This is a genomic window from Bradyrhizobium sp. CSS354, assembly GCF_029051725.1.
GTDB lineage: Bacteria > Pseudomonadota > Alphaproteobacteria > Rhizobiales > Xanthobacteraceae > Bradyrhizobium.
In genome coordinates, this window is record NZ_JAACFU010000007.1 from 247,501 (window position 1) to 268,262 (window position 20,762).

The window sequence follows — 20,762 nt, forward strand, 5'->3', positions numbered from 1 at the left end:
GGCCGTCGCCAAGAAGAACGGCTTTGCCAGCTACGATGATTACAACAACGTCGTCGACAATATCAGCCTCGTGCTCGGCGGCTTTGATCCCGCGACCAAGAAATATGTCGGCACCGAAGCCGTGATCAAGGCGCAGATCGCGCAGGTCCAGGCCGACAAGAAGATGCCGGCCAAGGACAAGAAGGAAGCGCTCGACGAGCTCAACGAAGCGCTGAAGACGCCGGCGCCGGAGATCGAGAACAAGGCCAACATCGACCTCGTCGGCAAGTACTACGACAAGCTGGTCGCGGCGCTGGGTGACGATGAGAATTGAACCTCTCCTCTCACCACTGTCATGCCCCGGCTTGACCGGGGCATCCAGTACGCCGCAGCGGATGCGATGAGAGCAAGCTCCATCACGCGGGCCTCTCGATACTGGATCGCCCGGTCAAGCCGGGCGATGACATCTTTGGTGACGCGAACTTTCGCTTAACCCCATCATCACTGCCCCAACAAAAAGCCCCGGAGGCATCTCCGGGGCTTTTCGTCGTTTCTGACGTCACGCGTCGCTCAGCGCCTCACGTCCGCGTCCGCATCCGCATCATGAAGCTGTCGAAGCTCAGCTCGGCGACCTGCATCCAGGCTAGCGATTCGCTGCGGAAAGCCGTCAGGCTCGCATACATCTTGCCGAAATGCGGGTTGGTCTTGGCGAGATCGGCGTAGATCTCGTTGGCGGCGCCATAGCAGCTTTCCAACACTTCCTGCGGGAACGGCTTGAGGATCGCACCGGCTACCAGCAGACGCTTCAGCGCCGGCGGATTGACGTAGTCGTATTTGCCGGTCACCCAGGTGAAGGTATCGCGCGACGCGGCATCGACCGCGGCCTGATAGTGCTTCGGCAGCGTGTTCCACTTGTCGAGATTGATGATGTTGTGACCCTGGCCGGTGCCTTCCCACCAACCGGGATAGTAATAGTACTTCGCCACCTTCACGAAGCCGAGCTTCTCGTCGTCATAGGGCCCGACCCATTCGGCGGCATCGAGCGTGCCCTTCTCCAGCGCGGGATAGATGTCGCCCGCTGCGATCTGCTGCGGCACGCCGCCGACCTTGGCGATGATCGTGCCGGCAAAGCCGCCGACCCGGAATTTTAGGCCCTTGAGATCGTCGATCGACTTGATCTCCTTCCGGAACCAGCCACCCATCTGCGCGCCGGTCGACCCGGTCGGAATGCCGATGGTGTTGTATTCCTTCAGCAGACCATTGATCAGGTCCTGGCCGCCGCCCCACTGCAGCCACGAAATGTGCTGGCGCGTGTTCAAGCCGAACGGCAGCGACGTGCCGAACGTGAAAGCGGGGTTCTTGCCCCAATAATAATACAACGCGGTGTTGCCCATCTCGACCGTGCCATTCGCGACGGCATCGAGCACCTGCAGGCCCGGCACGATCTCGCCCGCGGCGAATGGCTGGATCTGGAAACGATTGTCGGTGATCTCGGCGACGCGCTTGGCGAAATACTCGCAGCCGCCGTAGAGCGTATCGAGCGCCTTCGGCCAGCTCGCGGCATATCGCCATTTGATCTCGGGCATCGACTGCGCGATCGCCGGCGCAGCGACAGCACTTGCGGCCAGGCCCAATCCGCCTGCCGTCAGGAATTTACGACGTTCCATGCGCTTCCCTCCGTTAAGTCGATGCTTCGACCAGGGAACGATCTTGGTGTCGTCTTGTCTTCGTCGACGCTCGACGTTTTCTGTTGAGACGTTGTGGCGTTTCCGAACGGCCCTTGAGGGCACTCGTAGATGGAATTCCGATCGTTGCGGTTCCGCGGGCGAGGATGACCGGGCGCTTCGCCGGAATCAAGTCCCACGTCTCAAGTCTCATGGGCGCCTCGCAGGTGCGAACGCCGGCGTGACGCAAGTCGTGCCTGTCAACGATCTGCTATTCACTCACGCAAAAACCAGGAGGGTTGCGAATGACAGGCAAAAAGGTCGTGGTTGCCGGAGCGAGCGGTCTCGTCGGCAATGCCGCGTTGCGACACTTCGGCAAGTCGGGCGGGTGCGATGTCATTGCCCTGTCCCGGCGGAAGCCGCGCGATCTCTACGGCGCTCGCCATGTCCCGATCGACCTGACCAGCGCAGCGGATTGCCGGCGTGCCGCCTCGGAATTGAGCGGCGCCACGCATCTGATCTACGCGGCGCTCTACGAGGCGCCGCAGCTCGTCGACGGCTGGCGTGACCCGCAGCAGATCAAGACCAACGACCTGATGCTGCGCAATCTGATGGGTGCACTCGAGCCCGTGGCGCCCGACCTCAGGCATGTCGCCCTGCTGCAGGGCACCAAAGCCTATGGCGTCCACGTTCGCCCCTTGACCGTGCCCGCCCGCGAAGGCCGCTCCGAAATGTACGAGCAGCCCAACTTCTACTGGGCGCAGGAAAACTTCTTGCGCGGCCTCCAAGCCGGCAAGAGCTGGCATTGGAGCATCCTGCGGCCGGTGCTGATCGTGGGCCTCGCCATGGGCGGCGCCATGGATCTGATTCCGCCGCTTGGCGTCTATGCCGCGATGCTGCGCGAGCAGGGCAGGCCGCTCGACTATCCCGGCGGCGCCGCGCGCGTCGCGCAGGCCGTCGATGTCGATCTCCTCGCGCGCGCCATCGCCTGGTCGGGCGAGGCCGAGGCCGCACGCAACGAGGCCTTCAACGTGACCAATGGCGACGTCTTCACCTGGGAGAACATCTGGCCTGCGGTCGCCGATGCTCTCGAGATGAAGCCGGGCAAGCCGGTCCCGCTGTCGCTCGCCAGGGCGTTTCCATCCTGGGTCGGCCCCTGGGATGCGCTGCGGCACAAGCACGACCTCATATCGCCCGCGCTGGCCGAATTCGTCGGCCTCTCGTTCCAATATGCCGATTACAGCCTGCGCTACGGCCAGACCGAATCCGGTCCGCCCTCGATCGTCTCGACCGTGAAGATCAACCGCGCCGGTTTCACCGAGATGATGGACACCGAGGACATGTTCCGGAAGTGGTTCAGGCAGGCGAAGCAAGAGCGGCTGCTGCCTTGAGGCATAACCAAAGCCGATATGTCCGGACGGTTGCTGCCCGAGAACGATCAGCGGTGGAAACGCCAGCGGCATTGTGCTGGAATCTGATATCGTCGCAGCTATGGCCTAAGCCGAAGGGCGCCTCAGCCGCCCTTGTGTCCGCTGTCCATGATAAAAGCGGTCGCCACATGAACTTGCCTCGACCGCAGCTTGTGACCCATTGCAGAGTTGGCGGCACATATTCGGTCTCAATAGCGAGGTTCAACGTGATCCCGTTTCAATGTCTCTTGGAGCATCCATTGAAGACAGCGATTTTGATCTCGCTTCTGACACTACCGTTTCAGCTATCCGCTCAGACGCGTCATGGAGAGCAGCCGTCCGTTTCTCGCTTCCGAGCTTGTGTTCGGTCGCACGCACCTGATGCTCAAGCGGCGCGGGTCCGGACACCCGACGACGCCGCGCGCTACGCCATGACGGCGTGCGTGCCCTTGTTCGGGTTGTTCTTAGATCCAAACGCCTCCTCGAAAGGGGAAGTGCTGGAGCAAGTGCTTCCTCCCGGAATCTATCGCGCGGTCCTCAGTGAGGAGTGGGGCGATTTTGTTGAGCAGGGAAACAGGCAATAGGGTTTAGCTGGCCGGCAGTTCTAGCCAACGTCGGCTATTGGGCCCGTAGCTTCCTGAGACAATGTTCAGCTTGAGTCCGCAAAGCGTCGGCCAACGGACATCGCTCAAGCCGCACCAATGAATCTCGATTTATGGGTGCTCGGCCTACTCTGCGCTTGCGAAAGCCGCTTCCATTGCCTTCCGCGTCCTGATCGTCTCGTTGCCTGCGTCGAACTCGATGTCGCTCCAGCGCACGATCTCGCCATGGGCGACGTCGTGCTTCAGCTTCAGACGATGCGCAAGACCGATCGGCAGCGCGCCGGCCTTGAGGCTCGCGGCCGCCGGCACCAGCTTGCCCCACACCGTGTAGCCGCCTTCGCCGTCCAGCATCTCGCCGGTGCGCAGGTTGCGTTTTGCCACGGCGGCGACGTCGCCACGGAAGCCGTGGGGCTGCCCGGTCGGCTCGCCCCGCAGCGCGGCCGACAGCACCGAGATGTTCAGCTCGAGGCCGATCAGATGGTAGGGCTTGTACATCGCCGCGAAGCGCCCGCTGCCGTCGGTCTTCAGGCCGTATTGCCTGAAGCAGTCGGCGGCGTAGTCGTTCGGCGCCTCCAGCACGACGTACACGCCCCAGCGCAGATCGCGAAACACCGGCCTTCCGTCGCGCTCGAGCGAGGAGACCACTTCCACGATGCCCGACCGCTCCAGCACACCGCCTCTGCTGCGCGGTCGCATGATATGCGGGAGGTCGTCGACGCCGCAGGGTGGAAACAGCAGGCCCTCCGCAGGCACCTCCAGTCCGCAGGCGTTCGCAATCGCCGCCATCTCGATCGCCGATTTGGTGCCGTCGAGGAAGGAGTTGAACATCTGCGGATTCATCCCGGCCGATTGCGCCTCGCCCGCGGTCAACCCGTAATGCTGCCAGACGCCATCCGGCGTCACGTCGTGATAGGCCGGCAGATATTTTGTCCCTTTGCCGGCGGCAACGACGTGAAAACCGGTGGCGCGGGCCCAATCCACCATCTCCGCGGTCAGCGCCGGCTGGTCGCCATAGGCGAGCGAATAGACCACGCCGGCCTTGCGGGCTTCCTCGGCGAGCAGCGGACCGGCGAGCACGTCGGCCTCGACATTGACCATGACGATATGCTTGCCGGCCGCGATCGCCGCGCGCGCATGCTTGATGCCGACGGCCGGATTGCCGGTCGCCTCCACCACCACGTCCATCGCGCCGCCGGCAATGGCGCGCGCGCCGTCATCCGTGAAAACAGTGGCGGCGATCCGCGCCGCGTCCCATCCGACCGTTCGGCAGGCCTCGCGCGCGCGGTCGCGATCGATGTCGACGATGATGGGCACCTCCAGCCCCGGCGTGTGCGGCACCTGCGCCAGGAACATCGAACCGAATTTGCCCGCGCCGATCAGCGCGACGCGGACCGGCTTGCCGGCGGCAGCGCGGGCCTGGAGGAGGCGGAAGAGATTCATGGGGATGGTCCGGTGATACAGAAATTCGTGAGGCGCGTGTCTCTATCAGTTCGTCATGGCCGGGCTTGACCCGGCCATCCACGTCTTACTGCTGGCGATCGTGTCAAGACGTGGATGCCCGGGACAAGCCCGGGCATGACGCCTGAGATGTTTGCACGACTACGCTTACTCCGCGGCCTGCCGCGGCGCACGGGCGAGCCGCACCAGCGCGTCGTCCGCCACCGTCTTGATCGGCGCGAAGTCGCGATGCGCGATGTACTCCGGCCGCGTCGGGGTGCGGATGTAGTTCGAGACCGCGTTCAGCGTCAGGTACACGATCTTGCGCGGGTAGGGCGTGATGTTGCCGGCCGAGCCATGCACCAGATTGCCGTGGAACATTAGCATGCCGCCGGGCTTGCCGGTCGGCGCCACGATGCCGCCCTGCTTGACCAGCCGCGTTACGGTCTCCTCGTCCAGCGTCCACAGCGGATAGGAGGTCGTCGCAAGGTCGTGCGAGGCCTTGAGGTCGCCGGCATTCTGGCTCTGCGGCACCAGCATCAGCGGGCCGTTGATCGGCATCACCTCGTCGAGGAAGATCGCGATGTTCATCGCGCGCGGCTCGGGCATGCCGTCGTCGCGCTTCCAGGTGCCGTAGTCCTGGTGCCATTGCCAGACGTCGCCGGTGAAGGCGGATTTTGCGTTGATCTTGAACTGGTGCATGTAGACCGGCTCGCCGAACAGCTGCTCGACCGGGTCGATCATGCGCGGATGCGCACCTAGAATGCCGAACGCCTCGTTGTAGAGATGCGCGGCAAAGGCGGTGCGCGGCGCGCCGCTCTTCTCGCGCCAGACTTCCGGCCGGTTCGCGTCATAGATGCCGACCGCCTCGCGCGCGAGGAGATCGACCTCCTCCTGGCTGAACAATTCGGGCAGGAACAGCCAGCCCTCGCGGTGGAAGAACTCCAATTGCTCCTGGGACAGTTTCATGGGTCGTCCTCCTGTTTTGTCGTTTTTTCTCCCTCGTCATGCCCGGGCTTGTCCCGGGCATCCACGTTCTTCCAGCGTCGAACAAAGTCGTGGATGGCCGGGTCAAGCCCGGCCATGACTGCGACGGAGATCGTGACCTACGCCGCCGCCTCTTCCGTCGCCCTCAATCTCTCCTCGGTCATCCGTCCCGCCGTCTGCGCATGCGCAAGCGCCGCACGTTCGGCCGCCTTCGCATCGCCTGCGAAAATGTGTCCGGCAATGTCGGCATGCTCGGCCCAGGCGCTGCCGCGATAATCGAGTTCGGACAGCACCGTCGCCATCGAGCGACGCATATGCGGCCATTGCGGTGTAATCGTCTCCTCGATCACGGGATTGCCGGCGAGCCGATAGATCGCGCGATGAAACTCGACGTCGAGCGCGATCAGCTCGGCGAGCGTGGTCTTGCCATCGATCCCGCGCCCGGCGGCGAGCGCCGTCTCCAGCCGCGCGCGGCCCGCCGCATCGCTTGCAGCGCGCTCTGCCGCGAGCCGTGCCGCCAAGGCGTCGATGGCGCCGCGCACCTCGTAGAGCTGGCGGATGCGTGCGGGATCGAGCTGGGTGACTTCAAAGCCGCGTCGGCCGCTCTCGGCGACCAGCCCCTGCCGGTGCAACAGGTGCAGCGCATGCGACACCGGCTGGCGCGACACGCCGAGCCTGTCGGCTAGCTCGTTCTGCCGGATGCGCTGGCCGGGCTGCAGCGTGCGGTCGGAGATCGCCTCCAGGATCCGCGCATAGACCTGGTCGATCAAGTTCGGAAGCGGGTCGAGAGGGATCACGCCGGCAGCTCCGAGAACCATGACAGGGAATACGGAATTCCCTATTCGAAGATACGCTGAGAAGATAAAGGCGTCAAGCGCGACCAACGGGGTGTCCGACCTCGTTTTGCGCTCGGCCAAGCCATTGATATTGCTGGGGTCGGCTACTGTGCATGGGGTTGTTTTTGAGGAAAAAGAGCGAGAGGCCTCTCAGTCCGCGAGAAACGCGCTCACCACCTCGCCGAACTCCAGCGGCGCCTGCTCGAACATCCAGTGGCCGGCATTGGGGATCACGGCCGTCGTAGCCCCAGCGATGTGCTCGGCCAGCACACGCCACATCACCGACAGGCTCCCCGTCGTCGCGCCGCCGCCGATCAGCAGCGTCGGGGTCCTGATCGCGTGCGCATCCGCGAGCGTGTAGGGCCTGCGCTGCTCGTTGATCTGGCCGAGGAAGGTGATCGCGTTGTCGCGCAATTGCTGCTTCGCCGCCGCCGGCACGCGCCGCCACGAGCCGTCGCCTTCGATGCCTTCGTAGAAGTTCTGCAGCGCGCCCTCGATGTCGCCGGCGCGGATCATCTCGACCGAGCGCGCCGTGCGCGCCGCCAGCGGCGGATGCGCGGGCGTGCCTGCAGGCACCGGCAGGCTGGCATCGAGATCGCCGCCGGGCTCTGCCAGCACCAGTTTGCGCAACAGATCCGGCCGCGACTGCGCCACGCGAAACGCGACGTGGCCGCCGCGCGAGTGGCCCATCAAATCGACCGGCGCGGGTTCGACCTGCTCGATGAAAGCGATCACGTCGGCGACGTGCTGGGCCATCTTGTAGTCGTCGCCGACGGCATCCCAGTGCTCGGGAAAGAAATGCCGCAGGCTGACCGAGATCACGCGATGCGATTTCGACAGGGGGCCGAGCACTGAATACCAAGTGCGGAAATCGCCGAGCGTGCCGTGCACGCAGACCAGCGGCGGGCCTCGTCCCACTTCGAGATAGGCCATGTCGCAACCGTTGACGCGAAATGTCTGCATGATCAGCCCGCCAGAAAATCCAGCACCACTTCAGAGTATTTCTGCGGCGCCTGCTCGAACATCGGGTGCGTTGCGTTCGGGATGACGGCCGTCCTGGAATACGGCACATGCGGTGCGAGCGCATGCAGTACTTTCGGCAGCAGGCCCTTGGTGCGTGCACCGAGGATGAACAGCGTCGGCATCTTGATGGACTCCGCGTCCGCCTTCGAGAACGGCGGGCGGTTGTCGCGGACCTGGCCGATCAGCGTGAAGGCGTTGTCACGCAGGTTCTGCTTCACCAGCGCCGGCAGCCGCGGCCAGGTGCCGGCGCCTTCAAGCGTGTCGACGAAGACGGCAAGGCCGCCGTCGACGTCGCCGGTCGCGATCTTCTCCGCCGAGGCCGTGAACCGCGCCAGCAGCGGCGAGGGACCGCCGGCATAGTCGGGATCGAGGCTCGAATCGAGCTCGCCGCCAGGCTCGGCCAGCACCAGCCGCCGAAGCAGCTCCGGCCGCCGCTGCGCCACGCGGAAGCAGATGTGGCCGCCGCGGGAATGGCCCATCAAATCGACCGGGCCGAGGTCGAGATTGTCGATGAAGGCGATGACGTCGTCGACATGCTGGGCGATCGAATAGGTGTCGCCGACGCCATCCCATTGCGCCGGGAAGAAGTGCCGCAGGCTGACGCAGATCAGCCGGTGCCGCTGGGACAGCGGTCCGAGCACGCAGCCCCAGACACGGAAGTCGTTGAGCGACCCATGAACGCAGACCAGCGGCGGCCGGCCCCGGTCTTCGCCCACGTCGAAATAGGGCATGTCGTATCCGTTTACATGGAGGCTTTGCATTCTGGGCTCGCGAAAAGGAGAGGCGGAACTCCTGTGCAAGATTCCCGGAAACCGGGTGGATCGCAACTATTTCCAAGCCTAGATTTGGGCTCAGTTCACATTGGGGGCATGCGAGGGAACGCAAGCCAGGGACCAAGCCATGACTGACCAGCATTTTGCCCTGTTCGATAGCAAGATCGGCCTGTGCGCCATTGCCTGGGGTCCGCGCGGCATCAACGGCACGCAACTGCCGATGGGCGGTGAGCAGAAGATCCGCACCCGCATCAGCCAGCGCCATGCCGACGCCAGCGAAGCCGAGCCGACCGCCGAAGTGCAGCAGGCGATCGACCGCATTACAAAACTGCTCGCGGGCGAGCCGGATGACCTCACCGATATCCCGCTCGATCTCGATGGCGTGCCCGATTTCAACCGCGGCGTCTACGAGATCGCCCGCACTATTCCGCCGGGCAAGACCGTCACCTATGGCGACATCGCCAAGCAACTCGGCGGTGTCGAGCTGTCGCGCGACGTCGGCCAGGCGCTCGGCCGCAATCCGTGCCCGATCGTCGTGCCCTGCCATCGCGTGCTGGCGGCCGGCAACAAGCCCGGCGGCTTCTCCGCGAATGGCGGCGTGGTGACGAAGCTGAAGATGCTGGAGATCGAAGGCGCGCTGGTGAACCACACGCCGAGCTTATTCGATTGAGGCGATGCGGCGGCTAGATTTTCGCTGCCGCCTTCGGCCAATATTTGTCGCGCAGATGCCGCTTCACCAGCTTGCCGGTCGGCGTGCGCGGCAACTCGGCTTCGAAATCGATCGAGCGCGGGCATTTGATCGTCGAGAGGCGGCTCTTGCAGTAGGCGATCAGGTCGGCCTCCAGCTCCCTGCCGGCGCGCTTGGGATCGTGCGGCTGCACCACCGCCTTGACCTCTTCGCCCATCTCCTCGTTCGGCACGCCGAACACGGCGACGTCGGCGACCTCCGGGTGGGTGATGAGCACGTCCTCGGTCTCCTGCGGGTAGATGTTCACGCCGCCGGAGATGATCATGTAGGACTTGCGGTCGGTGAGAAAGAGAAAGCCGTCACTGTCGAGATATCCGACGTCGCCGAGCGTCGACCAGCCTTTTGCGTTGTAGGCCTTCTTCGTCTTCTCGGGATCGTTGTGATAGGTGAAAACCGGCGCATCGGCGAAATAGACCGTGCCAATCTCGCCTATCGGCTGCTCCTCGTCGTTCTCGTCCAGAATCTTGATTTTGCCGACCACGGCGCGGCCGACGCTGCCGCGGTGCTCCAGCCATTCTTTCGAGTTGCAGACGGTGACGCCGTTGCCTTCGGAGCCCGCGTAATACTCGATCAGGATCGACCCCCACCATCCGATCATCTTGGCCTTGACCTCGACCGGGCAAGGTGCGGCAGCGTGGATCGCGCCCTTCAGCGTCGAGACGTCGTAGCGGTTACGGACTTCGTCCGGCAGCTTCAGCATGCGCACGAACATGGTCGGCACGAGTTGTGACTGCGTCACCCTGTATTTTTCGACCAGCCTCAGGAAATCTTCAGCGTCAAAGTGCTCCATGATGATGGAGGTGCCGCCGAGCACGACCGCCATCATGTTGAAGCGCAAGGGAGCCGCGTGATAGAGCGGCGCCGGCGAGAGATAAGTCGTCTCCGCGTTCATGCCGCACATGTTGGCGCAGAGCACGCGCAGAAACGCGTTCGGCTCGTCGATCGGCTTGCCCTCGAACGCCTTTTTGATGCCCTTGGGCCGGCCGGTGGTGCCCGACGAATACAGCATGTCATAGCCGGCGACCTCGTCGGCGATCGGCGTTGTCGGCTGCGCGGCGGCTTCTTTGTCGTAGGAGCGGAAGCCGGCCTGCGGCTCGTCCATCATGTAGAAGACCGGCTCGCCGGCTGCACCCCTGATCAGGGCCCTGATCTGGTCGGCGCATTTCGGCGTCGTGATCACGACCTTGGCGCCACAATCGGCGATGATGTAGTCGATCTCGTCCTGCTTCAGATAGCGGCTGATCGCGGTGTAATAGAGCCCGCTGCGTTGCGCGGCCCAGCAGATTTCCATGAAGGCGAGACGGTTCTCCATCAGCAACGCGATGTGGTCGCCGGCTTTCAGCCCCAGCGAGCGGAACAGGTGCGCGCCCTGGTTCGAGAGCTCGTCGAGCTCGCGATAGGTGATCGCCTTGCCGGTCCCGGCCATCTGATAGGCGATCTTGTCGGGTGTGGCGCGGGCGTGGATGGAGGGGTGAGTCATCGCCGAGATCTCGCAACGTAAACGGTGTCATCCCGGCCTAGTGCGCAATTGCGCACGGGGGGCCGGGATCGATAGCCACCGATCCAAACTGTTGAACGCGATGTCGCCCCTGCGCAGCTTAACCACAGGCTCGTGTGGTTATGGGTCCCGGCCTTCGCCGGGACGACACCATTAGCGACGCAGCAGCTTACAGCCGCTCCACGATCGTCACGTTGGCCATGCCACCACCTTCGCACATGGTCTGAAGGCCGTAGCGCTTGCCGCGCTGATGCAGGGCATGCACCAGCGTCGTCATCAGCTTGGTGCCGGAGCCGCCGAGCGGATGGCCGAGCGCGATGGCGCCGCCATTGACGTTGAGACGCTCCGGATCGGCGCCGGTGGTCTTCAGCCACCCCGTCGGCACCGAGGCAAAGGCCTCGTTGACTTCGAACAGGTCGATGTCGTCGATCGTCATGCCTGCCTTCTCCAGTGCGCGCTTGGTGGCGTGCAGCGGTGCATCGAGCATGATCACGGGGTCGCCCCCCATCATGGTCATGTGGTGGACGCGCGCCAGCGGCTTCACGCCAAGCTGCTTGAGGCCACGCTCGTTCACCACCATCACGCCGGAGGCGCCGTCGCAGATCTGGCTGGCGCTGGCCGCGGAAAGCTTGCCGTTCTCGGCGATCAGCTTGACGCCCTTGATGCCGTCGAGCGTGGCGTCGAAGCGGATACCCTCGTCGATGTGGTGGGTGTCCTTGGAGCCGTCGGCGCGGGTGATCTCGAGCGGCACGATCTCCTTTTTGAAGTGGCCGGCCTGCGTCGCCGCGATCGCGCGCTGATGGCTGTTGTAGGAGTACTGGTCGAGCTCGTCCTTGGAGAGGCCGTACTTCTCGGCCATCATCTCGGCACCGGTGAACTGGCTGAACACGATGTTCGGATAACGCTGCTCGATACCCGGGCTCTTGTAATTGCCAAAGCCGTTCTTGGCCGGAAGCTGCGACGACAGGCCCATCGGCACGCGCGTCATCGATTCCACGCCGGCGGCGATCACCACGTCCATCGCGCCGGACATCACGGCCTGGGCTGCGAAGTGCAGCGCCTGCTGCGAGGAGCCGCACTGGCGGTCGATCGAGGTGCCCGGCACGCTCTCCGGCAGCTTCGAGGCCATGATCGCGTTGCGCGCGACGTTGTTGGACTGCTCGCCGACCTGCATGACGCAACCCATGATCACATCCTCGACCAGCGCGGGATCGACTTTGGTGCGATCGACCAGCTCGTTCAGGACCTTCGCGGCGAGATCTGCCGGATGCCATCCGGCGAGGCGACCCCCCTTGCGCCCACCGGCGGTACGCGCAGCGGCGACGATGTAAGCCTCGGCCATGTCGGTTTCTCCCTGGATTATTTTGAACGGTTGGTTGTCGGGGCGGATTTAAGGGGTGAGTGGTTGGTTAGTCAATTGATCAATTAACTCTTGTGGGGAGGCGCTGCTTGGGCTTATCTGCGGCCGCTCTCGCGCCAAAATCAGGGATCTCCGTGACTACCAGCGTACCGAACAGGCTCCCCAGCGGAAAGAATTCCACGGCAGAGAAATTGCTCGTGGCCGCGAGCGAGCTGATGATCGAACGCTCCTCGATCGAGATTTCGCTGAGCGACATCGCCCAGAAGTCTGGCGCCAACGCCGCGCTGGTCAAATATCACTTCGGCAACAAGGACGGCCTGCTGTTGGCGCTGCTCGAGCGCGACGCGGGAACGGAACTGTCCAATCTCGAATATCTGCTGGCGCAGCCGATCACGCCGACCGCGAAGCTGAAGCTGCATATCGGCGGTATCATCCGCGCCTATCACCGGTTTCCCTACATGAACCGGCTGATCCACTATCTGCTGCACGAGAGCGTCGCCGGCTCTGCGGACGAAGTCTCGAAATTCTTCGTCGCACCGCTGCTGGATTTCCATCGCCGCCTGCTCGCCGAAGGCGTCAGTCAGGGCGAATTCCGCGCTACCGATCCGGTGCTGTTCTACACCAGCCTGATCGGCGCCTGCGATCATCTGTTCTTCGGCCGGCACGCGATGTCACGCGCGACCGGCGTCGGCCCGGTCACCGACGACGTCTGCCGGCAATACATCAAGCACATGGAAACGCTGATCTGCGGCGGCATCCTCACGAATATCGAGGAAGCTGCCGCGGCCGGATGATCCGGCCAGAACGCAGAAGTCTAGAGAAGAAACGCCCAAGGAAAGGTACAAGCGATGCAGTTGAAAGACGTAGCCGTTCTCATCACCGGCGGCGGGTCGGGCCTTGGCGCCGCGACCGCCCGCGCCATGGCCGCCAAGGGCGCCAAGATCGGCGTGATCGACCAGAGCAAGGAAAACGCCGAGAAGGTTGCCGCCGAAGTGAAGGGCATCGCGCTTCACGCCGACGTCACCAACGAGGAGCAGATCAAGGCGGCGATCGCCAAGGCGGAGGCCGCGCACGGCGTCGCGCGCGTGCTAATGAACTGCGCCGGCATCGGCGGCTCGCAGCGCATCGTCGGCCGCGACGGCGTCTACCCGCTCGAAAAGTTCGCGCGCATCATCAACGTCAATTTGATCGGCACCTTCAACTGCCTGCGTCTGTTCGCCGAGCGCCTCGTTACGATCGAGCCGGTCGGTGAAGAACGTGGCGTCATTGTCAACACGGCGTCGGTCGCGGCTTACGAAGGCCAGATCGGCCAGATCGCTTATGCGGCGTCGAAGGGTGGCGTCGTCGGTCTCACGCTGCCGGCCGCGCGCGACCTCGCGAGCCAGAAGATCCGCGTCAACACCATCGCGCCCGGCCTGTTCCTGACGCCGCTGCTGATGGGCTTGAACGAAGAGGCCCGCAAGAGCTTAGGGGCTCAGGTGCCGCATCCCGCGCGTCTCGGCGACGCCAATGAATACGGCTCGTTGGCCGTGCACATCGTCGAGAACCCGATGCTCAATGGCGAGACCATTCGCCTCGACGGCGCGATCCGCATGGCGCCGCGGTAGGACTCTTTTTCCTTCTCCCCTTGTGGGAGAAGGTGGCGCGCGTAGCGCGCCGGATGAGGGGTCTCTATCCGCGGAGACAGACCCCTCACCCAAGCGAATTCCGGGTTCGCAGCGTACATGCCCTCTCCCACAAGGGGAGAGGGCGCAGCAATCGGCACCGCGAACGGCGGCAAGCACGAGGCGCCTCATGTCCCAACCGCTGCTGATCGAGCACAATGACGGCGTCGACACCGTGATGCTCAATCGTCCCGAACACCTCAACGCGCTCGATCCTGCGCTGATCGACGCGCTCAACGTCTATTTCCAGGGCCTTCAGCGCAACCGCGACACGCGCGTCGTGGTGCTGAAGGGCGCCGGCAAGAACTTCTGTGCGGGCCTCGACCTCAAGGCCGCGATGGCGCGCCGTGCCGGGCAGCAGGAGCCGCCTGACGTCACCGAGTCGCTGGATTCGCAGCGGCGCATCGCCGACATCGTGATGCTGATGCGGCGCTGTCCGCAGCCGATCCTCGCGCTGGTACAGGGCGCGGCGGCCGGCGGCGGCTTTGCACTGGCGCTCGCCTCCGATATCCGCATCGCGGCGAGATCGGCGCGGATGAACTGCGCCTTCATCAAGCTCGGCCTTGGCGGCTGCGACATCGGCACCAGCTATTTCCTGCCACGCCTGGTCGGTGTCTCCGTTGCCTCGGAGCTGATCCTCACGGGACGCTTCATCGGCGCCGAACGCGCACTCGCGGTCGGGCTGGTCTCCGAGGTCGTTGACGAAGACAAGCTCGACGCCGCCGCCGAACCCTATGTCGACGCGCTCATCACGGCGTCGCCCGTGGGTCTGCGCCTGTCCAAGGAATGTCTCAACATGAGCGTCGATGCCGGATCGCTGGAAGCCGTGATCGCGATGGAGGATCGCAACCAGGTCCTGTGCAGCCGCTCCGAGGAATTTTCGGAAGGCATCAGGGCCTTCCTTGAGAAGCGAAAGCCTGTCTATATCAGACGCTGACAATGAAGATCCGTAAAGGACGAGAAATTCCGGGAGACGCAAAATGAGTGGAAGCGCGGCGGCGGTGATGACGAAGCCCGCCTTTCGCAAGGTCAAGTGGCTTGCGCGCGACATCGATGTCGAGCACCGCGACGACGGCACGGTGGTGCTGAAGTCGCGCATCCCGCTGCAGACCTACGAGAAGCATATCCCGGCTTCGCTGGCAAAATGGGCGAAGGAAGCGCCCGAGCGGATCTGGCTTGCCCAGCGCGACGGCCCTAACCGCGAATGGCGTAAGGTGTCCTATGGGGAGGCCAAGCGCACCGTGGATGCGTTGACGCAAGGCCTGCTCAATCTCGCGCTCGACGGCCGCCCGGTCACGATCCTCTCCGGCAATTCGATCGAGCACGCGCTGATGACGCAGGCGGCGATGCAGGCGCGCGTCCCGGCCGCGCCTGTCTCGCCGGCCTACTCCTTGATGAGCCATGATCACGTCAAGCTGAAATATCTGTTCGACCTGATTAAGCCGGGCGTGGTGATGGTGCAGGACGGCCCGGCCTTCGAGAAGGCGCTGAAAGCGCTCGATCTCACAGGCGTCACCGTCGTTCACGTCTTGCGGCCATGCGAGGGTATCGCGAGCGTCAGCTTTGCCGAGCTCGCGGCGACGGCCGTGACTGCCGATGTCGAAGCGTCGATCGCGAAGATCACGCCTGAGACCGTCGGCAAGCTGCTGTTCACGTCAGGCTCGACCGGCATGCCCAAGGCCGTCATCAACACGCAAGCGATGATGTGCGCCAATGCGGCGATGATGATGCAGGTGCGGCCGCGCGATCCCAGCGGTCCGATCTCGACCATGCTGGACTGGATGCCCTGGAACCACACTATGGGCGGCAACGCGGCGTTCCACCCGATTCTGGTCGATGGCGGCACACTCTATATCGATGACGGCCGGCCGATGCCGGGCCAATTCGATGAGACGCTGCGCAATCTGCGCGAGATCTCGCCGACCTACTACGCCAACGTGCCCGCCGGCTATGCCGCGCTCGCCGCCGCCATGGAGAAGGACGACGCGCTGTGCCGTTCCTTCTTCAAGAACCTCTCGATCATGGCCTATGGCGGCGCGCGGCTGCCGGATGATCTCTACGACCGCATGCAGGCTCTCGCCGTGAAGACCACCGGCGAGCGCATCGTGTTCTACACCGGCTGGGGCTCGACCGAGACCGCGCCGACCTCGACCGGCACCTATTGGGACACCGAGCGCGTCGGCCTCATCGGCCTGCCGTTCCCCGGCGTCGAGTTGAAGATGGTGCCGTGCGGCTCGAAATACGAGTTGCGCCTGCGTGGCGTCAACGTCACGCCTGGCTATTTCGGCCAGCCTGATCTGACGAAGAAGATGTTCGACGAGGAAGGTTTTTATTGCATCGGTGACGCCGGCGTCTTCGTCGACGACACCGATCCGGTGAAAGGCATCATCTTTGCCGGGCGCGTGGTGGAAGATTTCAAGCTGACCACCGGCACCTTCGTCCACGTCGGCTCGCTGCGCACCGATGCCATCGCGGCCGCGACGCCCGTCGTGCATGATGCGCTGGTCGCGGGGCAGGATCGCGCCTTCATCGGCCTGCTGGCCTGGCCGAACCTGCATGCCTGCCGCCAACTTGTCGGCAAGGCAGATCTCAGCTTCGAGGATGCAGTGAAGCATCCCGAGGTGATCGCCTGCTTCAGGCGCGGGCTGGAGGCTCACAACAAGGAGTGCGAAGGCGCCAGCAGCCGCATCATCGCGCGTGCCATGCTGATGGCCGAGCCGCCCTCGATCGACGGCAACGAGCTCACCGACAAGGGCTACATCAACCAGCGCGCCGGCCTCGAGCGCCGTGCCCCGCTGGTCGAGCGGCTTTATGCCGACAAGCCTGACCAGGACGTCATCGTTCTCAAGTAATCGACATCATCAACACGGATACGCGCCATGAACTTCGATTTTTCCGACGACCAGAAGCAGCTCCGCGATCAGGCGCGCAAATTCCTCACCGAGAAATGCTCGCCCAAAGCTGTACGCGCAGTCCTCGACGGCAAGGCGCCATACGACAAGGAACTCTGGAAGGGCCTCGCCGAGATGGGTTTTCTCGGTGTCGCTATTCCCGAGGATTTTGGTGGCGCCGGCGCCGGTCATCTCGAGCTTTGCGTGATCGCTGAAGAGATGGGCCGGGCGAACGCGCCGGTGCCGTTTTCCTCCACGGTGTATCTCGCTGCTGAAGCGCTGCTGATCGCGGGCAATGAGGCGCAGAAGAAGAAATGGTTGCCGGCGATTGCCTCGGGCGAGGCGATCGGCACGCTGGCGCTGTTCGAGGACAAGGGCAATCCGTCGCCGAAGACCATCAAGCTCACGGCTGCCAATGGCGTGCTCAACGGTGTCAAGAAGCCGGTCGCCGATGGCGCGATCGCCGACTTCGCGTTGGTCGCGGCACGCACGGGATCGAGCGGACGCGACGGCGACATCTCCTTGTTCATCGTTGATCTCAAGGACGGCGGCGTGGAGGTGAAAAGCCTGACCAATCTCGATCCGACCCGCGGACAGGCCGAGATCACTTTCAGGGATTGCAAGGCCGAACTGCTGGGCGCCGCCGGCGAAGGCTGGAGCATCTTGACTCAAGTGCTTGATCGCGCCGCGGTGCTCTGCGCGTTCGAGCAGGTGGGCGGCTCCGACCGCGCGCTGGAGATGGGCCGCGACTACGCGCTCGACCGCATCGCCTTCGGCCGACAGATCGGCTCGTTCCAGGCCGTCAAGCACATGCTGGCGGACATGTACGTGTCGGCGACGCTGGCGCGTTCCAACAGCTATTACGGCGCTTGGGCGCTCTCGACCAACGCCGCGGAGCTGCCGGAAGCCGCCGCCGCGGCCCGCATCAGCGCGACGCAGGCGTTCCAGCACTGCGCCAAGAACAACATTCAGGTTCACGGCGGCATGGGTTTCACCTGGGAGTTCGACTGCCACATGTACTACCGCCGCGCCAACGCCATGGCGCTCGGGCTCGGCAGCCTGTCCTATTGGGAAGACCAATTGATCGACCGCATGCGTAAGAAGAATGCGGCGTAGGCAAAGGCAACGTCATGAACTTCGACGATACCCCGCAGGAAGCTGAATTTCGCGCCACTGCTCGCGCCTGGATCGCGGCCAGTGCACCGAAGCAGTATGAGGAAGAGCTTCGCAAGTCCTCGCTCGGCCGCACGCAGTTGAAGAACGCCAACATTCTGGAAGTGGCAAAGGCCTGGCAAAAGAAGAAGGCCGATGCCGGATGGGCCTGCCTGCATTGGCCGAAGGAGTATGGTGGCCGCGGTTCGTCGCCGATCGAGCGTGTGATCTGGCAGCAGGAAGAGGGGCCGTTTGGCCAGCTATCCCGCATGTTCATCATCGGCCACGGCATGTGCGGGCCGACCATGATGGCGTTCGCGCGCGAGGAGCATAAGCGCGCCTATCTGCCGCCACTCGCCTCCGGCGAAAAGGTCTGGTGCCAGCTGTTCTCCGAGCCCGCCGGCGGCTCCGACGTCGCGGGCCTGCGCACGCGCGCCGAGAAGGATGGTGATGACTGGGTGATTAACGGCCAGAAGATCTGGACGTCGGGCGCGCACTATTCCGATTACGGCATTTTGCTCACCCGCACCGATCCGACCGTGCCCAAGCACAAGGGCCTTACCATGTTCTTCCTGGACATGAAGAGCCCTGGCGTCGAGGTGCGGCCGATCAAGCAGGCCAGCGGCGCTTCCGACTTCAACGAGGTCTATTTCACCAACGTCCGCATTCCAGATCATCAGCGCCTCGGCGAGGTCGGTGACGGCTGGAACGTCTCGCTGACCACGCTGATGAACGAGCGCAGCGCGATCGGGGCGGCCGTCTCGACCGGCTTCCCTGAGCTGTTCGAATATTGCTCGAGCCTGATGCTGGACGATGGCCCGGCAATCGAGGACCGCGCGGTGCGCTCGAAGCTGGCGAACTGGGCGGTGAAGGCGAGTGGACTGAAATACACCAGCATGCGTGCGATCTCCGCGCTGTCGAAGGGCGAGCGGCCGGGACCGGAAAATTCCATCGGCAAGCTGGTCGCGGGCTCCATGATCCAGGATGTCGCGACCTATGCGCTGGATCTGCAAGGCGCCGCAGGTGTGATCAGCGGTCCCGAGGATTCCGAACTCGCCGGCCGCTTCCAGGCGATGCTGCTGCGGGCGCCGGGCACGCGTGTTGAAGGTGGCACCGACGAGATCATGCGCAACATCATCGCCGAGCGGGTCTTGGGCCTGCCCGGCGACATCCGGGTCGACAAAGACGTGCCGTTCAACAAGATCCCGACGAAGGGAAGAGGCTGATCGTGTCCCGGACGCGGTGCGGTACGAAGTACCGCGCCGCAGAGCCGGGACCCAGAAGGCCGCGATGGGCCCCGGCTCTGCAGCGCACCGCTTCGCGCTGCGCAGCGTCCGGGGCACGAGAGAGGAGAGTTGGAAGATGAATTTCGACGACACCCCGCAGGAAGCCGCATTCCGCGAGACCGCGCGCAAATGGGTCGAGGCCAACGCGCCGAAGGAGTTCTTGGCTGAGCTGTCAAAATCCTCGCTTGGCCGCATCCGGCTCGCCAACCACGACATCGTCGATGTCGGCAAGGCCTGGCAGAAGAAGAAGGCCGAAGGCAATTGGGCCTGCCTGCATTGGCCCAAGGAATATGGCGGCCGCGGTGCGACGCCGATCGAGCGTGTGATCTGGCAGCAGGAGGAAGGCGTCTACGGCAAGCTGACGCAGCCGTTTCAGATCGGCGAGGGCATGTGCGGCCCAACCGTGATGGCGTTCGGCAGCGAGGACGCCAAGCGGCGCCATTTGCCGAAGCTGGCCGCGGGCGAGGAGATCTGGTGCCAGCTGTTCTCCGAACCGTCGGCCGGGTCTGACGTCGCCGGCTTGCGCACACGCGCGGAGAAGAAGGACGACGATTGGGTCGTTAATGGCCAGAAGATCTGGACCTCCGGCGCGCACTATTCGGACTACGGCCTTTTGATCGCGCGCACCGATCCCAATGTGCCCAAGCACAAGGGCCTCACCATGTTCTTCCTGGACATGAAGAGCCCCGGCGTCGAGGTGCGCCCGATCAAGCAGGCCAACGGCATGCAGGAGTTCAACGAGGTCTATTTCACCGACGTCGTCATTCCCGACAGCCAGCGTCTCGGCGCCATCGGCGAGGGCTGGAGCGTGTCGCTGACCACGTTGATGAACGAGCGCATGTCGATCGGTTCGCGGCTTGCGACCGGCGTCCCCGAGATGTTCGAGTTCTGCTCCAATCTGATGCTGGAGGATGGTCTCGCCATCGACGATCCCGCCGTGCGCTCAAAACTCGCGAGTTGGGCGGTGAAGTCGAGCGGGTTGAAATACACCAGCTACCGCGCGATCTCGGCGTTGTCCAAGGGCGAGCGGCCGGGGCCGGAGAATTCGATCGGCAAGCTCGTCTCCGGCATGATGCTGCAGGACATCGCAACCTACGCCATGGACCTCCAGGGCGCGGCCGGCGTTCTCACCGGCGCGGACGAGGAGACCGTGCAAGGCCAGTTCCAGCAGATGCTGCTGTCCTCGCCTTCGATGCGCATTGCCGGCGGCACCGACGAGATATTGCGCAACATCATCGCCGAGCGCGTGCTGGGATTGCCGGGCGACATCCGCGTCGACAAGGACGTGCCGTATAACAAAATCCCGACCAAAGGACGGTGACATCTCGTGTCCCGGACGCGCGAAGCGCGAGCCGGGACCCAGGAGCCACGATGGACAGGCCACAATAAGCCCCGGCTCAGCGCCGCATCACTTCGTGCTGCGTCGCGTCCGGGCACGAAAGCGAGCTTAAGC

Annotated in this window: 18 protein-coding genes (1 of these 18 running past the window's edge); 10 read left to right on the forward strand and 8 right to left on the reverse strand. The window is 64.0% G+C overall.

All coding sequences use genetic code 11. The features are described 5' to 3' along the window. Window positions 1-313 carry the 3' portion of a hypothetical protein gene (locus GWG67_RS19475; protein WP_275170952.1) on the forward strand. It extends 278 nt beyond the left edge of the window, so the window shows 313 of its 591 coding nt (coding positions 279-591); the start codon falls outside the window, past its left edge; the stop codon is at window positions 311-313. 244 nt (window positions 314-557) lie between these two features. Here the strand turns inward: GWG67_RS19475 and GWG67_RS19480 are convergent, their stop codons facing one another. Continuing rightward, complete coding sequence (locus GWG67_RS19480; RefSeq protein WP_275170953.1) at window positions 558-1,646, reverse strand: TRAP transporter substrate-binding protein; 1,089 nt, start codon at window positions 1,644-1,646, stop codon at window positions 558-560. Between the two features lie 302 nt (window positions 1,647-1,948). On the opposite strand from GWG67_RS19480, the gene GWG67_RS19485 reads away from it, so the two are divergent. Then, window positions 1,949-3,034 carry an SDR family oxidoreductase gene (locus GWG67_RS19485; RefSeq protein WP_275170954.1) on the forward strand — a complete coding sequence of 362 codons (1,086 nt, stop codon included), beginning with the start codon at window positions 1,949-1,951 and terminating at the stop codon, window positions 3,032-3,034. Between the two features lie 746 nt (window positions 3,035-3,780). Here the strand turns inward: GWG67_RS19485 and GWG67_RS19490 are convergent. From GWG67_RS19490 to GWG67_RS19510, 5 genes are all read right to left on the reverse strand, one after another. After that, window positions 3,781-5,094 (reverse strand): NAD(P)H-dependent oxidoreductase, encoded by a 1,314-nt coding sequence (locus GWG67_RS19490; RefSeq protein ID WP_275170955.1) that lies wholly within the window; start codon window positions 5,092-5,094, stop codon window positions 3,781-3,783. A gap of 165 nt (window positions 5,095-5,259) precedes the next feature. Further along, entirely contained in the window at window positions 5,260-6,060 is an 801-nt protein-coding gene (locus tag GWG67_RS19495; protein WP_275170956.1) for a phytanoyl-CoA dioxygenase family protein, read from the reverse strand. A gap of 137 nt (window positions 6,061-6,197) precedes the next feature. Beyond that, window positions 6,198-6,875 carry a GntR family transcriptional regulator gene (locus GWG67_RS19500; RefSeq protein WP_275170957.1) on the reverse strand — a complete coding sequence of 226 codons (678 nt, stop codon included), beginning with the start codon at window positions 6,873-6,875 and terminating at the stop codon, window positions 6,198-6,200. A gap of 189 nt (window positions 6,876-7,064) precedes the next feature. After that, the gene (locus GWG67_RS19505; RefSeq protein WP_275170958.1) at window positions 7,065-7,877 is read right to left on the reverse strand and encodes an alpha/beta fold hydrolase; all 813 of its coding nucleotides are present in this window, start codon (window positions 7,875-7,877) and stop codon (window positions 7,065-7,067) included. A gap of 2 nt (window positions 7,878-7,879) precedes the next feature. Then, window positions 7,880-8,698, reverse strand: a complete 819-nt coding sequence (locus tag GWG67_RS19510; RefSeq protein WP_275170959.1) for an alpha/beta fold hydrolase — start codon at window positions 8,696-8,698, stop codon at window positions 7,880-7,882. Between the two features lie 139 nt (window positions 8,699-8,837). On the opposite strand from GWG67_RS19510, the gene GWG67_RS19515 reads away from it, so the two are divergent. Then, window positions 8,838-9,380 carry a methylated-DNA--[protein]-cysteine S-methyltransferase gene (locus GWG67_RS19515; protein ID WP_275170960.1) on the forward strand — a complete coding sequence of 181 codons (543 nt, stop codon included), beginning with the start codon at window positions 8,838-8,840 and terminating at the stop codon, window positions 9,378-9,380. Between the two features lie 13 nt (window positions 9,381-9,393). Here GWG67_RS19515 and GWG67_RS19520 read toward each other — a convergent pair whose 3' ends face one another. Both GWG67_RS19520 and GWG67_RS19525 read right to left on the reverse strand, forming a co-directional pair. Continuing rightward, complete coding sequence (locus GWG67_RS19520; protein ID WP_275170961.1) at window positions 9,394-10,938, reverse strand: acyl-CoA synthetase; 1,545 nt, start codon at window positions 10,936-10,938, stop codon at window positions 9,394-9,396. Between the two features lie 187 nt (window positions 10,939-11,125). Continuing rightward, window positions 11,126-12,298 carry an acetyl-CoA C-acetyltransferase gene (locus tag GWG67_RS19525; protein WP_275170962.1) on the reverse strand — a complete coding sequence of 391 codons (1,173 nt, stop codon included), beginning with the start codon at window positions 12,296-12,298 and terminating at the stop codon, window positions 11,126-11,128. A 209-nt stretch (window positions 12,299-12,507) separates the two neighbouring features. Here GWG67_RS19525 and GWG67_RS19530 point away from each other — a divergent pair, with 209 nt between their 5' ends. The 7 genes from GWG67_RS19530 to GWG67_RS19560 all read left to right on the forward strand — a co-directional run bounded on the left by GWG67_RS19530 (window position 12,508) and on the right by GWG67_RS19560 (window position 20,630). Then, complete coding sequence (locus GWG67_RS19530) at window positions 12,508-13,110, forward strand: TetR family transcriptional regulator (RefSeq protein WP_018453285.1); 603 nt, start codon at window positions 12,508-12,510, stop codon at window positions 13,108-13,110. Window positions 13,111-13,164: 54 nt separating this feature from the next. Beyond that, on the forward strand, window positions 13,165-13,923 hold the full coding sequence (locus tag GWG67_RS19535; RefSeq protein ID WP_106940975.1) for an SDR family NAD(P)-dependent oxidoreductase: 759 nt from the start codon (window positions 13,165-13,167) through the stop codon (window positions 13,921-13,923). Between the two features lie 187 nt (window positions 13,924-14,110). After that, on the forward strand, window positions 14,111-14,917 hold the full coding sequence (locus GWG67_RS19540; RefSeq protein WP_275170963.1) for an enoyl-CoA hydratase/isomerase family protein: 807 nt from the start codon (window positions 14,111-14,113) through the stop codon (window positions 14,915-14,917). A 43-nt stretch (window positions 14,918-14,960) separates the two neighbouring features. Further along, window positions 14,961-16,832 carry an AMP-binding protein gene (locus tag GWG67_RS19545; protein ID WP_275170964.1) on the forward strand — a complete coding sequence of 624 codons (1,872 nt, stop codon included), beginning with the start codon at window positions 14,961-14,963 and terminating at the stop codon, window positions 16,830-16,832. Window positions 16,833-16,859: 27 nt separating this feature from the next. After that, window positions 16,860-17,987 (forward strand): acyl-CoA dehydrogenase family protein, encoded by a 1,128-nt coding sequence (locus GWG67_RS19550; RefSeq protein WP_275170965.1) that lies wholly within the window; start codon window positions 16,860-16,862, stop codon window positions 17,985-17,987. 14 nt (window positions 17,988-18,001) lie between these two features. After that, window positions 18,002-19,249 (forward strand): acyl-CoA dehydrogenase, encoded by a 1,248-nt coding sequence (locus GWG67_RS19555; protein WP_275170966.1) that lies wholly within the window; start codon window positions 18,002-18,004, stop codon window positions 19,247-19,249. Between the two features lie 136 nt (window positions 19,250-19,385). Next, window positions 19,386-20,630 (forward strand): acyl-CoA dehydrogenase, encoded by a 1,245-nt coding sequence (locus GWG67_RS19560; protein WP_275170967.1) that lies wholly within the window; start codon window positions 19,386-19,388, stop codon window positions 20,628-20,630. The last annotated feature ends 132 nt before the right edge of the window (window positions 20,631-20,762 follow it).

Coding starts and splice junctions, on each gene's coding strand:
- GWG67_RS19485 (WP_275170954.1), top strand. CDS start 1,949: ATGACAGGCAAAAAGGTCGTGGTTGCCGGAGCGAGCGGTCTCGTCGGC.
- GWG67_RS19560 (WP_275170967.1), top strand. CDS start 19,386: ATGAATTTCGACGACACCCCGCAGGAAGCCGCATTCCGCGAGACCGCG.
- GWG67_RS19495 (WP_275170956.1), bottom strand. CDS start 6,060: ATGAAACTGTCCCAGGAGCAATTGGAGTTCTTCCACCGCGAGGGCTGG.
- GWG67_RS19550 (WP_275170965.1), top strand. CDS start 16,860: ATGAACTTCGATTTTTCCGACGACCAGAAGCAGCTCCGCGATCAGGCG.
- GWG67_RS19520 (WP_275170961.1), bottom strand. CDS start 10,938: ATGACTCACCCCTCCATCCACGCCCGCGCCACACCCGACAAGATCGCC.
- GWG67_RS19480 (WP_275170953.1), bottom strand. CDS start 1,646: ATGGAACGTCGTAAATTCCTGACGGCAGGCGGATTGGGCCTGGCCGCA.
- GWG67_RS19505 (WP_275170958.1), bottom strand. CDS start 7,877: ATGCAGACATTTCGCGTCAACGGTTGCGACATGGCCTATCTCGAAGTG.
- GWG67_RS19490 (WP_275170955.1), bottom strand. CDS start 5,094: ATGAATCTCTTCCGCCTCCTCCAGGCCCGCGCTGCCGCCGGCAAGCCG.
- GWG67_RS19510 (WP_275170959.1), bottom strand. CDS start 8,698: ATGCAAAGCCTCCATGTAAACGGATACGACATGCCCTATTTCGACGTG.
- GWG67_RS19555 (WP_275170966.1), top strand. CDS start 18,002: ATGAACTTCGACGATACCCCGCAGGAAGCTGAATTTCGCGCCACTGCT.
- GWG67_RS19525 (WP_275170962.1), bottom strand. CDS start 12,298: ATGGCCGAGGCTTACATCGTCGCCGCTGCGCGTACCGCCGGTGGGCGC.
- GWG67_RS19515 (WP_275170960.1), top strand. CDS start 8,838: ATGACTGACCAGCATTTTGCCCTGTTCGATAGCAAGATCGGCCTGTGC.
- GWG67_RS19535 (WP_106940975.1), top strand. CDS start 13,165: ATGCAGTTGAAAGACGTAGCCGTTCTCATCACCGGCGGCGGGTCGGGC.
- GWG67_RS19545 (WP_275170964.1), top strand. CDS start 14,961: ATGAGTGGAAGCGCGGCGGCGGTGATGACGAAGCCCGCCTTTCGCAAG.
- GWG67_RS19540 (WP_275170963.1), top strand. CDS start 14,111: ATGTCCCAACCGCTGCTGATCGAGCACAATGACGGCGTCGACACCGTG.